Origin of the sequence: Microbacterium sp. W4I20 (genome assembly GCF_030816505.1) — a bacterium.
Classification (GTDB): domain Bacteria; phylum Actinomycetota; class Actinomycetes; order Actinomycetales; family Microbacteriaceae; genus Microbacterium.
Genome location: NZ_JAUSYB010000001.1, coordinates 557,719 through 570,675, shown reverse-complemented (window position 1 = coordinate 570,675; position 12,957 = coordinate 557,719). Strand labels below are relative to the sequence as shown.

The 12,957-nt window shown below is 68.0% G+C and carries 11 protein-coding genes and 1 pseudogene; 7 read left to right on the top strand and 5 right to left on the bottom strand.

Features of this window, described 5'->3' with window-relative positions; all coding sequences use genetic code 11:
• The first annotated feature begins 9 nt into the window (after positions 1 to 9).
• The 3 genes from ettA to QFZ21_RS02785 all read left to right on the top strand — a co-directional run bounded on the left by ettA (position 10) and on the right by QFZ21_RS02785 (position 2,652).
• A complete protein-coding gene (gene ettA, locus QFZ21_RS02795) occupies positions 10 to 1,689 on the top strand; it encodes an energy-dependent translational throttle protein EttA (protein WP_307374206.1) in 1,680 nt (559 codons plus the stop codon).
• A 7-nt stretch (positions 1,690 to 1,696) separates the two neighbouring features.
• A complete protein-coding gene (locus QFZ21_RS02790; RefSeq protein WP_307374204.1) occupies positions 1,697 to 2,185 on the top strand; it encodes a thioesterase family protein in 489 nt (162 codons plus the stop codon).
• A 185-nt stretch (positions 2,186 to 2,370) separates the two neighbouring features.
• Positions 2,371 to 2,652, top strand: a complete 282-nt coding sequence (locus QFZ21_RS02785) for an HNH endonuclease (RefSeq protein WP_307374202.1) — start codon at positions 2,371 to 2,373, stop codon at positions 2,650 to 2,652.
• Here the strand turns inward: QFZ21_RS02785 and QFZ21_RS02780 are convergent.
• The gene (locus QFZ21_RS02780) at positions 2,649 to 3,533 is read right to left on the bottom strand and encodes an acyl-CoA thioesterase II (protein WP_307374201.1); all 885 of its coding nucleotides are present in this window, start codon (positions 3,531 to 3,533) and stop codon (positions 2,649 to 2,651) included. The genes QFZ21_RS02785 and QFZ21_RS02780 overlap by 4 nt on opposite strands.
• Positions 3,534 to 3,584: 51 nt before the next feature.
• On the opposite strand from QFZ21_RS02780, the gene QFZ21_RS02775 reads away from it, so the two are divergent.
• The gene (locus QFZ21_RS02775) at positions 3,585 to 4,250 is read left to right on the top strand and encodes a hypothetical protein (protein WP_307374199.1); all 666 of its coding nucleotides are present in this window, start codon (positions 3,585 to 3,587) and stop codon (positions 4,248 to 4,250) included.
• 12 nt (positions 4,251 to 4,262) lie between these two features.
• Here QFZ21_RS02775 and QFZ21_RS02770 read toward each other — a convergent pair whose 3' ends face one another.
• From QFZ21_RS02770 to pepN, 4 genes are all read right to left on the bottom strand, one after another.
• Positions 4,263 to 5,921, bottom strand: a complete 1,659-nt coding sequence (locus QFZ21_RS02770) for an FAD-binding dehydrogenase (RefSeq protein WP_307374198.1) — start codon at positions 5,919 to 5,921, stop codon at positions 4,263 to 4,265.
• Positions 5,918 to 6,367, bottom strand: coding sequence for a globin (locus tag QFZ21_RS02765; protein WP_307374197.1), 450 nt, complete (start codon positions 6,365 to 6,367; stop codon positions 5,918 to 5,920). Before QFZ21_RS02765 ends, QFZ21_RS02770 begins: the two co-directional genes overlap by 4 nt.
• Positions 6,364 to 7,437, bottom strand: coding sequence for a mechanosensitive ion channel family protein (locus QFZ21_RS02760; RefSeq protein WP_307374196.1), 1,074 nt, complete (start codon positions 7,435 to 7,437; stop codon positions 6,364 to 6,366). The genes QFZ21_RS02765 and QFZ21_RS02760 overlap by 4 nt, the downstream gene beginning before the upstream one ends.
• A gap of 78 nt (positions 7,438 to 7,515) precedes the next feature.
• A complete protein-coding gene (gene pepN, locus QFZ21_RS02755) occupies positions 7,516 to 10,086 on the bottom strand; it encodes an aminopeptidase N (protein ID WP_307374194.1) in 2,571 nt (856 codons plus the stop codon).
• A gap of 124 nt (positions 10,087 to 10,210) precedes the next feature.
• On the opposite strand from pepN, the gene QFZ21_RS02750 reads away from it, so the two are divergent.
• The 3 genes and pseudogenes from QFZ21_RS02750 to QFZ21_RS02740 all read left to right on the top strand — a co-directional run bounded on the left by QFZ21_RS02750 (position 10,211) and on the right by QFZ21_RS02740 (position 12,920).
• Entirely contained in the window at positions 10,211 to 11,395 is a 1,185-nt protein-coding gene (locus QFZ21_RS02750) for a ferrochelatase (RefSeq protein ID WP_307374192.1), read from the top strand.
• A 38-nt stretch (positions 11,396 to 11,433) separates the two neighbouring features.
• Positions 11,434 to 11,919 carry a ribose-5-phosphate isomerase gene (locus QFZ21_RS02745; RefSeq protein WP_307374190.1) on the top strand — a complete coding sequence of 162 codons (486 nt, stop codon included), beginning with the start codon at positions 11,434 to 11,436 and terminating at the stop codon, positions 11,917 to 11,919.
• 1 nt (position 11,920) lies between these two features.
• Positions 11,921 to 12,920, top strand: a pseudogene (locus tag QFZ21_RS02740) (Fpg/Nei family DNA glycosylase).
• The last annotated feature ends 37 nt before the right edge of the window (positions 12,921 to 12,957 follow it).

The window sequence follows — 12,957 nt, the reverse complement described above, 5'->3', positions numbered from 1 at the left end:
CGGTTTTCGGTGGCTGAGTACATCTACTCGATGGTGCGTGCACGCAAGGCAGTGGGCGAGAAGCTCATCCTCGATGACGTCACCATGGCATTCCTTCCGGGAGCCAAGATCGGCATGGTCGGTCCGAACGGCGCCGGAAAGTCGACGATCCTCAAGATCATGGCCGGCCTCGACACGCCTTCCAACGGTGAGGCCAAGCTGTCTCCCGGATTCTCCGTGGGCATCCTCATGCAGGAGCCGGAGCTCGACGAGACCAAGACCGTCATCGAGAACATCCAGGACGGCATCGCGATCAAGGCGAAGGTCGACCGGTTCAACGAGATCTCCGCCCTCATGGCCGATCCTGACGCGGACTTCGATGCGCTGCTGGCCGAGATGGGCGGTCTCCAGGAGGAGATCGACGCCGCCGACGGTTGGGACCTCGACTCCCAGCTCGACCAGGCGATGGATGCTCTGCGCACCCCGCCGGCTGACGCACCCATCGGTCCGCTCTCGGGTGGAGAGAAGCGCCGCGTGGCGCTGGCGAAGCTGCTCCTCCAGAAGCCCGACCTGCTGCTCCTCGACGAGCCCACGAACCACCTCGACGCCGAGAGCGTGCTCTGGCTCGAGCAGCACCTGCAGGCCTACAAGGGTGCGGTGATCGCGATCACCCACGACCGGTACTTCCTCGATCACGTCGCCGAGTGGATCGCCGAGGTCGACCGCGGACGCCTCATCGGCTACGAGGGCAACTACTCGACCTATCTGGAGAAGAAGGGCGAACGCCTCGAGGTCCAGGGCAAGAAGGACGCGAAGCTCGCCAAGCGCCTCAAAGAGGAGCTCGAATGGGTGCGCTCGAGCGCCAAGGGCCGCCAGACCAAGTCGAAGGCTCGTCTCGCCCGCTACGAGGAGATGGCATCCGAGGCCGAACGGACCAGGAAGCTCGACTTCGACGAGATCCAGATTCCGGCCGGCCCGCGTCTCGGTGGCATCGTCATCGATGCCAAGAAGCTGCACAAGGGCTTCGACGACCGCGTGCTGATCGACGGCCTCAGCTTCAACCTTCCGCCGAACGGCATCGTCGGCGTCATCGGCCCGAACGGCGTCGGAAAGACGACCCTGTTCAAAACGATCGTCGGCCTCGAGCCCCTCGACGGCGGCGACCTGAAGATCGGTGAGACCGTCAAGATCAGCTACGTCGACCAGTCGCGCTCGAACATCGACCCGAACAAGACGCTGTGGGAGGTCGTGTCCGACGGGCTCGACTACATCCAGGTCGGCAAGACCGAGATCCCTTCGCGCGCCTACGTGTCGAAGTTCGGTTTCAAGGGTCCGGACCAGCAGAAGAAGGCCGGGGTCCTCTCCGGTGGAGAGCGGAACCGCCTGAACCTCGCGCTCACTCTGAAGGAGGGCGGCAACCTGCTGCTCCTCGACGAGCCCACGAACGACCTGGACGTCGAGACCCTCAGCTCGCTCGAGAACGCTCTTCTCGAGTTCCCGGGCTGCGCGGTGGTCATCACCCACGACCGGTGGTTCCTCGACCGCATCGCGACCCATATCCTCGCCTACGAAGGCACCGATGAGAAGCCCGGCCAGTGGTACTGGTTCGAGGGCAACTTCGAGGCGTACGAGGAGAACAAGATCGAGCGCCTCGGACCGGATGCCGCGAAGCCGCACCGCTCCACGCACCGCAAGCTCACGCGCGACTGAGCCGGCCGTGTCCGAGACGACGCACGAGTCCCGCCTGCACATCCCCATCCATCTCCGGTGGGGAGACCTCGACGCCTTCAACCATGTCAACAACACCTCGATGCTCAAGCTGCTGGAAGAGGCGCGCGTCCGCGCGTTCTGGAGGGCCGGGCCGGGGGAGGAGGCACCGTCCACCGCGGTGCTCGACTCCGGGATCGACGAGGGCATCCTGACGCTCATCGCGCGACAGGAGATCGAGTATCTCGCACCGGTGCCCTACCAGCGACGCCCGCTCGAAGTGCAGATGTGGTTCGGCAAGCTCGGCGGGTCCAGCGTCGAGGTCTGTTACGAGGTGCACAACGACCCGAGCGCCGAGCCGCGCGTGATCTACGCGCGCTCGACAGCCGTGATCGTCCTCGTGGATGCCGCATCCGGCCGACCGACGCGACTGACGCAGGAGATGCGCGACGCCTGGGAGCCCTTCGTCGGCCCCTCGATCGAGTACGCGCACCGCTAGGCGGGTCGGGCCGACCGGGCGCGGCAGGAGGGAAGTGACCGCGTGGCGCGCTGGCGGAGATCACGCGCGAGGGCCCCGCGGGCCAGTACCGTCGACGTGTGCCCTCACGCCGCAGGTTTCCCGCCACGACATCGCCGGCGGCACGCGCGCGCTACGCGAAACGACGGAAGCGCCGGCTGGACCGAGTGGACAATGACCTCACCCCCGCGCAATGGACCAGGCTCGTCGCTGCCTGGGGTGGGTGCGCCTACTGCCTGACGCCGGGGGAGCCGCTCCAGCGCGACTGCGTGATGCCTGTCTCCCGCGGCGGACGCTACACGCTGGAGAACGTCGTGCCCGCATGCGCGTCCTGCAACGCGAGCAAGAGCAACAGCGAGGTCACCGGGTGGCTCCGACGCAAGAAGCTCGACGAGCGGGCCTTCCTGCTCCGCTACGCGACGATCCTGCCGACGATCGTCGGTGACTAGGCGTCCGGAACCCGGATCATGATCTCCTGGGCCACGCTCGCCACGAGATCGCCGTCGCGCGAATAGATTCGCCCGGTCGCGAGGCCTCGACCACCCCGGGCGTTGGGCGACTCCTGAACATAGAGGAGCCACTCGTCCACCCGCGCGGGCCGGTGCCACCACATCGCATGATCGAGGCTGGCGACCTTCAGTCCCGGCAGCGTCCAGTGGAGGCCGTGAGCCCGCAGGATCGATTCCTGGATGGTCATGTCGCTGAGATACGCGAGGGCGGCGCGGTGCAGCCGCTGGTCGTCCGGAAGGGGCGCGCGCATCCGCATCCAGACGCCCTGACGATTGGTGCGCTCATCGTCGTTCGGCAGGTAGAGGGGCGACCCGATGTGCCGGATGTCCGCGGCGCGCTCGCTCAGCATGCGTGTCGTTCCGGCGGGAACGCCGGCCACACGGTCCTCGTCCGGGGCGAGGTCCTCCGGTGCCGGCACCCCCGCGGGCATCGGCTCGGCATGCTCCACGCCGGGGTCCCCATCCTGGAACGACGCGATCATCGAGAAGATCGGCACCCCGTTCTGGTACGCCTGAGAACGTCTTGTGGAGAAAGAACGACCGTCGTGGATGCGGTCGACGGCGATCGTGATGCCCTGGCTCGCATCGCCCGGGCGCAGGAAGTAACCATGCATCGAGTGCACGGCACGGTCCTCCGGGAGAGTGCGTTCCGCAGCGATGAGACTCTGCGCCAGGACCTGCCCGCCATAGATGCGACCGGTCGGCATCGGGTGCGAGGCTCCGACGAAGATATCCTCCGTCGTCCGCGCCTCCGAGGCGTCGAGGTCGAGCACCTCGAGCAGTCGCTCGACGGTTCGAATGGCGTGGTCGTCCGCGTCCATGGGTTCCTCTCCGCGACCCGAGGGCGCCGCTCCGTTGGTAGTTTAGAGCGCGTGCCGCATCACCTTCTCCTCGCCGACCCGGACACCGCGAAGGACGTTCTCACCTTCGTCGGACGGGCGACGAGGATCACCGATGACGGCGTCCGGCTGCAGGCCGCGAACGGCGTCCTCGCCTTGACCACGGCAGCGCTCGCGCCGCACGGACTGTTCGATCAGACGCCGACGATCCTGGCGATGAGGATCGTGCACGCCGACCCCGAACTCGAGTGCGACATCGTGGTGGATCAGCTCACCGCCGCCGACGAGCCGCATCGCCTCACACTTCCAGACACCGGACTCTCGCCCGCGTGGGCGGGTGTCGCGCCACCCCGCGGTGCGTGGACGCCTGTGACGACGCTCCCGGCATCCGTCGTGGCGCAGCGGGCGCAGTGGGGCATCTCCGCTGTCGCTCACGGCGCGACCCCCGGTTCCGGTGAGGAGGCCGTCCGTGCGCTGCGTGCGGCGATCTGGGGCGAGCCGGATGACGATCTCGGCGGTCTGCCGCGCGGAGTCGCCTTCGCGGCCGACGCGCTCGGATTCATCTCGGGTGAGGAGCAGGTACCGGTCATGCTCTCGGGGCGGTGGACCCGCTTGGCGTTCCGTCGCGGCCATGTGCTCGCTCGGGGTCCCGTGGCGACCGGACTGACGGCCGTCCGCGGCACCGGCGCTGCCGAATAGGCTCGGTCGGGCTCAGCCGGCCGCGGCGCGTCCCGCCTGGCGTCCGGAGAACAGGCACCCGCCGAGGAATGTGCCCTCTAACGCCCGATATCCGTGCACGCCGCCACCACCGAAGCCGCTGGCCTCTCCTGCCGCGTAGAGCCCGGGAATGGGCGCGCCCCGGTCGTCCAGCGCGCGACCGTCGAGGTCGGTGTTGATGCCGCCGAGCGACTTCCGGGTGAGCACGTGGAGCTTGACGGCGATGAGGGGTCCCGCAGCGGGATCCTGCAGACGGTGCGGGGCCGCGGTGCGGATCAGCTTGTCGCCGCGATAGCTGCGCATCGAGCGCAGCATGCCGATCTGCGCGTCCTTGGTGAAGTCGTTGTCCATCTCGCGGTCGCGCGCGAGCACCTCGCGCCGCACGTTGTCGATGTCGAGGGCCTCGCCGCCGGGATGCCGCTGCATCTGCTCGAGGAGCGTCTCCAGATCTGCTTCGACGATGAAGTCCTCGCCCTCGTCGAGGAAGGACTGCACGGGCCCCGTCGGGCCTTTCGCCAGCCGGGACTTCAGTAACAGTCCGACGTCCTTGCCGGTGAGGTCCGGATTCTGCTCGCTGCCCGACAGCGCGAACTCCTTCTCCACGATCTGTCGGGAGGTGATGAACCAGGAGTGATCGTGACCGGTCGTGCGCAGGTGCGCGAGCGTTCCCAGCGTGTCGAAGCCGGGGAAGAGCGGTACAGGCAGTCGGGTGCCGGTCGCGTCCAGCCAGAGCGACGACGGACCCGGGAGGATACGGATGCCGTGCGAGGGCCACACCGGATCCCAGTTCGTGATGCCCTCGACGTAGTGCCACATCCGATCGCCGTTGATCAGCCGTGCTCCGGCGGTCGCACTGACGGCATGCATCGAGCCGTCGACGTAGGCGGGGACCCCGGTGAGCATGTGATCGGGCGGACTGCCGAGTCGCGCGGGCCAGGCTGCACGCACCAGGTCGTGGTTGCCGCCGATTCCGCCTGACGCGACGATCGTGGCACCGGCGCTGATCTCGAACTCGTCGATGACCTCTCGGGAGGACACCTCGCCGCGCCGTGCACCGCTCGTGGCCAGCACGTCGCCGCGCGCGCCCGTGACTGCGCCGTCGGTGACGACCAGTTCGGAGACACGGTGGCGGGGGAGGACCGTCAGGTGCCCCTCCCGCTCGCCCTGTTCGACGGCCGCCGCAAACGGGGCGACGATGCCGGGACCGGTTCCCCAGGTGATGTGGAAGCGGGGGACCGAGTTGCCTGGTCCGATCGCACCGTAGCCGCCGCGCTCCGCCCAGCCGACCACCGGGAAGAACCCGACGCCGCGTTCGCGCAGCCAGGCGCGCTTCTCACCGGCCGCGAACTGCAGGTAGGCCTCCGCCCACTTCCGGGGCCACTCGTCCTCCGGACGGTCGAATGCGGCGTTGCCGAACCAGTCCTGGGTCGCGAGTTCGAGGGAGTCCTTGATGCCGAGGCGCCGCTGCTCGGGGGAGTCGATGAAGAACAACCCCCCGAACGACCACCACGCCTGCCCACCGAGGTTGGTGCGCGGCTCCTGGTCCAGCAGGATGACGCGACGGCCCGCAGCGAGCGCTTCTGCGGCGGCGACGAGACCGGCCAACCCCCACCCGATCACCAGGACATCTGCGGACAGGGGCGTCTTCGTCATGGGGTCTCCGTTGATACCTGACTGGATCGTGTCTCGAGAGTGGGGCGTCCGCCAGGCTGGGTCCCGATCCCGGACGGCTCGAATGTGTTCACCATGGCATGCGCGGCGCGCTCGAGATAGTCCCAGAGCGTCGATTCGTGGAGGGGCGACAACTTCGCCTCGTCCACGGCGGTCCGCATGTGACGGAGCCAACGATCCCGCGCATCGGGATCGACGTGGAAGGGCATGTGACGCATCCGCAGGCGTGGGTGCCCGCGCGTCTCGCCGTAGGTGGTCGGACCACCCCAGTACTGCTCGAGGAACATCAGCAGCCGCTGTTCGGCGGGCCCGAGGTCTTCCTCGGGATACATCGGCTTGAGCACCGGGTCGAGCGCCACCTCGCGGTAGAACACCGAGACGATCTTCGCGAACGTCTCGTGCCCGCCGACCTCGTCGTAGAAGGTCACTTCGTGGAGCTCCCGTCATCGGTCGGCTTCTTGCGGCGCCAGATGCCGCGGTCGGGGATCACCGGCACGCCGGTCACGGCGTTCGGACGCGTGCGCGGCGGGTTCGCGCCGCGGACGCGACGCGCTCCGTCGAGGCCGGTCGGCACGACATCGACGAGGCTCGGCACCGCGATGCTCTTGTCGATGAGGGCAGCGCGGAGCCGCCGGCGCAGCTCCTGAGCGACATCGTCCTTCGCGTTGGCGCGCGTCTTGACGACGATGCGGACGACCAGTGCGTCGCCGCCGATCGACTCCAGCCCCCAGAGCTCGGGCTTCTCGATGATGCGAGTGCGCCACTTGGGGTCCTTCGCGAGGCCCTGGGCGGTCTCGAGCATCGTGTGCTCGACCTGCTCCAGATCGGAGTCGACGGGCACGCCGATGTCGATGATGGTGCGGGCCCAGCCCTGCGACATGTTGCCTATTCGGGTGACCTCGCCGTTGCGGACGTACCAGAGAGTGCCGTTCACATCGCGCACCTGGGTGATGCGCACGCTGACGTACTCCACCACCCCGCTCGCGAGGCCGAGATCGACGACGTCGCCGATGCCGATCTGATCCTCGGCGACGATGAACATGCCGTTGAGCACGTCCTTGACGATGTTCTGCGCCCCGAAGCCGAGGCCCGCGCCGACGGCGGCGGTGAGGAGCGTCAGAGAGCCGAGGAGGCCAGGAGAGAGCGCGCTGACGACGAGCACGAGCGCGATCACGACCAGCATCACGTTGACGATGTTCTGCAGGATCGAGCCGAGAGTGCGCGTGCGCTGCACGAGCCGCATGTCAGCGAGCGGCGATCGTTCCAGGGCCTGCGTGTCGTCGACATCCGCCTTGTTCTTCGCGCTGTCGACGATGCGGTGTACGACGCGGCGGATGACGACGCGCAGCACGAAACCGATCACGATGCAGCTGACGATGATGATCGCGACGGCGAGCGCCTTCATCCCGACGTCGCCGAGTACGACCAGAACCTTCTTCCACAGGTCGGGGAGCTCTGCAGGAGTGGCGGGGGGAGTGTTCTCGAAGGGGATCATCATCACCGCCGATTCTAGCGATCGGGCCTCTGCGCAGGCTGGAAGCGCTGCAGCAGAGGCCCGGTCACAGGATCCGCGGGATCAGTCCTCGGCGTCGCGGGACTGCGCGGCCAGCGCGCGCTCGACGTCCGCCAGGTTCTCCAGCACGAGACGGCGGAGGGCCGGAGCGGCATCCTGGTTCGCGGACAGCCAGGCGCGGGTCGCGTCCCGCAGCGCGATGTCGGCCAGCGAGGTCGGGAAGAGTCCGACGACGAGGTACTGCGCGATCTGGTAGGAGCGCGACTCCCAGATCGGGAGCAGCATGTCGAAGTACTTCGGCACGAACTCGCCGAGCACGGCGGCACCGGCCGGGTGTACGAAGCCGAGGGCGGCCGACCGCACGATCGTGTTCGGGGCGTCGTCCCGCTCGATCAGCGAGGCCCACGCGACCTGCTTCGACGCGGCGTCGGGAAGCGCGGCGCGTGCCTGAGCGGCGAACTCGCCGCCCTTCGCGGTGTTGTCCGCTGCGAGAGCGGCATCGATGGTCGCGGCATCCGTCGCACCGATCGTGGCGAGACCGTAGAGCAGCTGCCAGTTCAGGTCGGCATCGATCTCGAGGCCCGGCAGGGTCTCCTCACCGGAGCGCAGTCGGCCGACGACCCCGGCATGCTCGGGGCTGACCAGGGAGCTGGCGAACGCGGTGACGAACTGGAGCTGGCTGTCGCTGCCGGCGTCGGCGGCCTCGGCCAGCGCCCAGAGTCCGTCGGCGACCTTGAGGCGCGCCGCCTCGCGATCGGCCGGCGCCACGTACAGCGTGGCCGCGGAACGCAGCTGGGCGAGGGTCGTGCGAACAGTGGTCGACTCGGTCTCGCGCCCGATGTTGCCGAGCACGAGGTCGATGTAGGCAGATGCCGGGGTCTCGGCGTCGCGGGTCTGATCCCAGGCCGCGCCCCACACCAGCGAGCGGGCCAGCGGGTCGTGAATGTTTGCGAGGTGGGCGATCGCCGTGGCCAGCGACTTCTCGTCGAGACGGATCTTCGCGTAGGCGAGGTCGTTGTCGTTGAGCAGCACGAGGTCGGGGCGCTTCAGGCCCTGCAGCTCGGGCACCTCGGTGCGGTCGCCGTCGACATCGACCTCGACGTAGTGCGTGCGGGTCAGCGAGCCGTCGGTCAGCGTGTAGAAGCCGATGCCGAGGCGGTGCGGACGGATCGTCGGGTAGTCGGCCGGCGCGGTCTGCGTCACGGCGAACCGCGAGATGGTGCCGTCGCCGCCCTCCGCGATGACCGGCTCCAGAGTGTTGACTCCGGCGGTCTCCAGCCACTTCTTCGACCAGGTGCTCAGGTCGCGGCCGCTGGTGGCCTCGAGCTCCGTGAGCAAGTCGCTCAGCTCGGTGTTGCCCCAGGAATGCTTCTGGAAGTACTGCGAGACGCCTCCGAAGAAGGCCTCGATGCCCACCCACGCCGCGAGCTGCTTGAGGACCGAGCCGCCCTTCGCGTAGGTGATGCCGTCGAAGTTGACCTGTACGTCTTCGAGGTCGTTGATCTCGGCGACGATCGGATGTGTGGAGGGGAGCTGGTCCTGACGATAGGCCCAGGTCTTCTCCATCGCGTTGAAGGTGGTCCAGGCCTCGGTCCACTCGGTGGCCTCTGCGGTGGCGATGGTCGACGCCCACTCCGCGAACGACTCGTTGAGCCAGAGGTCGTTCCACCACTTCATGGTGACGAGGTCGCCGAACCACATGTGCGCGAGCTCGTGCAGGATCGTGACGACGCGGCGCTCCTTGACGGCGTCGGTGACCTTGCTGCGGAAGACATAGGTCTCGGTGAAGGTGACGGCGCCGGCGTTCTCCATCGCACCCGCATTGAACTCGGGGACGAAGAGCTGGTCGTACTTCGCGAACGGGTACGGAACGCCGAACTTCGACTCGTAGTACTCGAAGCCCTCACGTGTCTTGTCGAAGATGTAGTCGGCGTCCAGGTGCTGCCACAGGCTCTTGCGTCCGTAGACGCCGAGCGGGATCACGCGGCCTGAGGCGCTCGTGAGCTCGGAGAACGTCGACTCGTAGGGACCTGCGACGAGCGCGGTGATGTACGACGAGATGCGCGGAGTCGGCTCGAAGCCCCACGTCGCGAACTTCTCGGTTCCGGATCCCGCTGAATCGTCGTGCACGATGGGCTCGGGCGTCGGCGAGTTGGAGATGACCTTCCACGCCGCGGGCGCGGTGATCGTGAACTGGAAGGTGGCCTTCAGATCGGGCTGCTCGAAGACCGCGAAGACGCGGCGCGAATCCGGCACCTCGAACTGCGAGTACAGGTAGACCTCGCCGTCGACCGGATCGACGAAGCGATGCAGTCCCTCACCGGTGTTGGTGTACTCGCAGTCGGCGTCGACGACCAGCACGTTCTCGGCCTGGAGACCGGAGAGGGCGATCCGGGAGTCGGCGAAGACCTCATCGGGGTCGAGCAGCTCGCCGTTGAGGGAGATCTCCCTCACCTCACGCGCGATGAGGTCGATGAAGGTGAAGCTCTCCGGCGTCGCGGTGAAGCGTACGACGCTCCGGGAACCGAAGACCTCCGCACCCTTGGTCAGATCGAGTGCGATCTCGTACGACTGGGTGTCGACGACGTCGCGGCGCTCCTGCGCTTCGATACGGGTGAGGTTCTCTCCAGGCACAGCGGTACTCCCAGGGGTGAGGGGATGTCACCGGAGTCGGGCGCAGTTGGCGCCGACGGCAACCCTGACAGCCTACGCCAGAGCAGCGGGCACCCTCCCTCCTGAGAGGTGAAAGGATGGAGGGGTGACTGTTATCGAGCCGACCGTCGTCCGCTTCGCCTCATCTGCTGCGGCAGGGGGTGCTCCGTACGTGACCGTTCCGGTCGCATACGACGGCATCCTGTTGGCAGGCTTCGGCGGGCCCGAGGGCCAGGAGGACGTGATCCCGTTCCTCCGCAACGTGACGAGGGGGCGCGGCATCCCGGATGAACGGCTCGAGGAGGTCGCGCACCACTACCGCCACTTCGGTGGAGTGAGCCCGATCAACGGCCAGAATCGCGTGCTGAAGGCCGCTCTGGAAGCAGCACTCGCCGAACGAGGCATCGACCTTCCGGTGTACTGGGGAAACCGCAACTGGGCCCCGTACCTCGACGAGGTCGTGACCGAGGCATCCGCACAGGGCCACAACACCCTCCTCGCCTTCGCCACGAGCGCCTACAGCTCCTTCTCGAGCTGCCGTCAGTATCGCGAGGACTTCGCCCGGGTTCTCGAGGAGACCGGGCTCGGCGACACGGTGACGATCGACAAGATCCGCCCCTTCTACGACCACCCCGGCTTCGTCGAGGCATTCGAGCGCGGCGTGCGCGAGGCGGTGGAGGCGTTCTTGGCGCAGGGGATCGCCGCTGCCGACATCCAGATCCTGTTCTCCACGCACAGCATCCCGACGGCGGATGCCGAGCGGTCGGGCGCCCGCGACATCGACTGGGGAGAGGGCGGCGCCTACGCGGCGCAGCATCTCGCGGTGGCCGCCTGGGTGATGGACCGGGTGCGGCAGACCATCCCCGCCGCGGCAGATGTGTCGTGGGAGCTCGTCTACCAGTCGCGCTCGGGCCCCGCCTCGCAGCCCTGGCTGGAGCCCGACGTCTGCGATGTCATCGCCGAGCTGCCCGCCCGCGGTCGCAAGGCCGTCGCCGTGGTCCCGGTCGGATTCATGAGCGACCACATGGAAGTGCTCTGGGATCTCGACACCGAGGCGGCCGAGGCCGCGGAGGAAGCCGGACTGGCCTTCACGCGCACCCCGACGCCGGGGGTGGCGCCGTCGTTCGTGGCCGGCATCGTGGATCTGATCGAGGAGCGCTTGCAGGGGCGCCCCAACGCAGAACGCCCGCATGTCACGTCACTCCCTGGCGCATTCGACGTCTGTCGTCCCGGCTGCTGCGAGAACATCCGTGCCGGGTTCAAGCCGGCCGCCGCGGGCGTCGCGCCCTGACCTCACGCTCTCCTGCGTGCGCTTCTAGGATGGGAGCCATGCGCATCCACATCGCCACCGACCACGCGGGTCTCGACTTCTCCACGCAGCTGCAGGATCACCTGCGTGCCGCCGGGCACGAGGTCGTCGACCACGGCCCGATCGTCTACGACGCGGTGGACGACTACCCCGCCTTCTGCATCCGTGCCGCCCAGGCGGTCGTGGCCGATCAGGCTGCCGGCGTCGACGCGCTCGGCGTGGTCTTCGGCGGTTCGGGGAACGGCGAGCAGATCGCCGCGAACAAGGTGCAGGGCGTTCGTGCGGCTCTGGTCTGGAACCTCTCGACCGCGGAGCTCGCCCGCGAGCACAACGATGCGAACGTCATCTCCATCGGCGCGCGGCAGCACACCTATGAGGAGGTCACCGCCCTGATCGACCGCTTCATCGAGACGCCGTTCTCCGGAGATGAGCGGCACGTGCGCCGGATCGGCCAGATCGCCGACTTCGAGCGCGACGGCTCTCTGCTCCCGGACCCGAGGGACTGACATGCCCGAGGGTCACTCCGTCCACCGGATCGCGCGGCAGTTCGATCGGAACTTCATCGGCAAGACGCTGCACGCGTCGAGTCCGCAGGGCAGGTTCGCCGAGGGCGCTGCCGTGCTCGACGGACGAGCGGCTGTCAGCGTCAAAGCCGTGGGCAAGCAGATGTTCCTCGAGGCGGAGGGCGACCTGTGGCTTCGGGTGCACCTCGGGCTCTACGGGGCCTGGGATTTCGCCGGTGAGATCGTGATGGACCCCACCCATCGCCTCCGCCAACGGCCGGATGGGGCAGACGAATCAGCGCGGCACGGTGCTGGACGATCCGATCCTCGACGACGCGGGCGAGAACTCGCTGTCCTCGATCGGTGCTCCGCGACGCACTCGCGTGCACGTGCGCATGTCGGAGCAGACGAAGGGCCTCGCCGACGAAGGAGTCGAGTGGCCTCCTCCGATCGTCGGCCAGGTGCGTCTGCGTCTCATGACCGACATCACGGCCGCCGACCTGCGTGGCCCGACCGCCTGCGTCCTGCAGACTCCGGAGGAGATGCTCGCGACCGTCGCGAAGCTCGGGCCCGATCCACTGGTGGGCGATCCGGTGGAGAACGAGGAACGCTTCGTCCGGGCGGTGCGCAAGACGCAGACGGTCATCGCGCTGCTGCTCATGGACCAGTCGGTCGTGAGCGGCATCGGAAACGTCTATCGGGCCGAACTGCTGTACCGACACCGGCTCAACCCCCACACGCCGGGGAAGAACGTGCCGGAGGAGATCGTCCGTGCGATCTGGCACGACTGGGTGCGCCTGCTCGCGATCGGCGTCGAGACCGGGCAGATGATGACGATGGACGACCTGTCGCCGGAGGACTACCGCGCGGCGATGGCGAGCCGCGACGATCGCCACTGGGTCTACCACCGCGCGGGCCTGCCGTGCCGGGTCTGCGGCACCGAGATCGCCCTCGAGGAGATCGGCGCGCGCAAGCTCTACTGGTGCCCGCGCTGCCAGGCCTGACCCTGCGGCGCTCCGGTCCCCGAGTCCGGAGCACGGC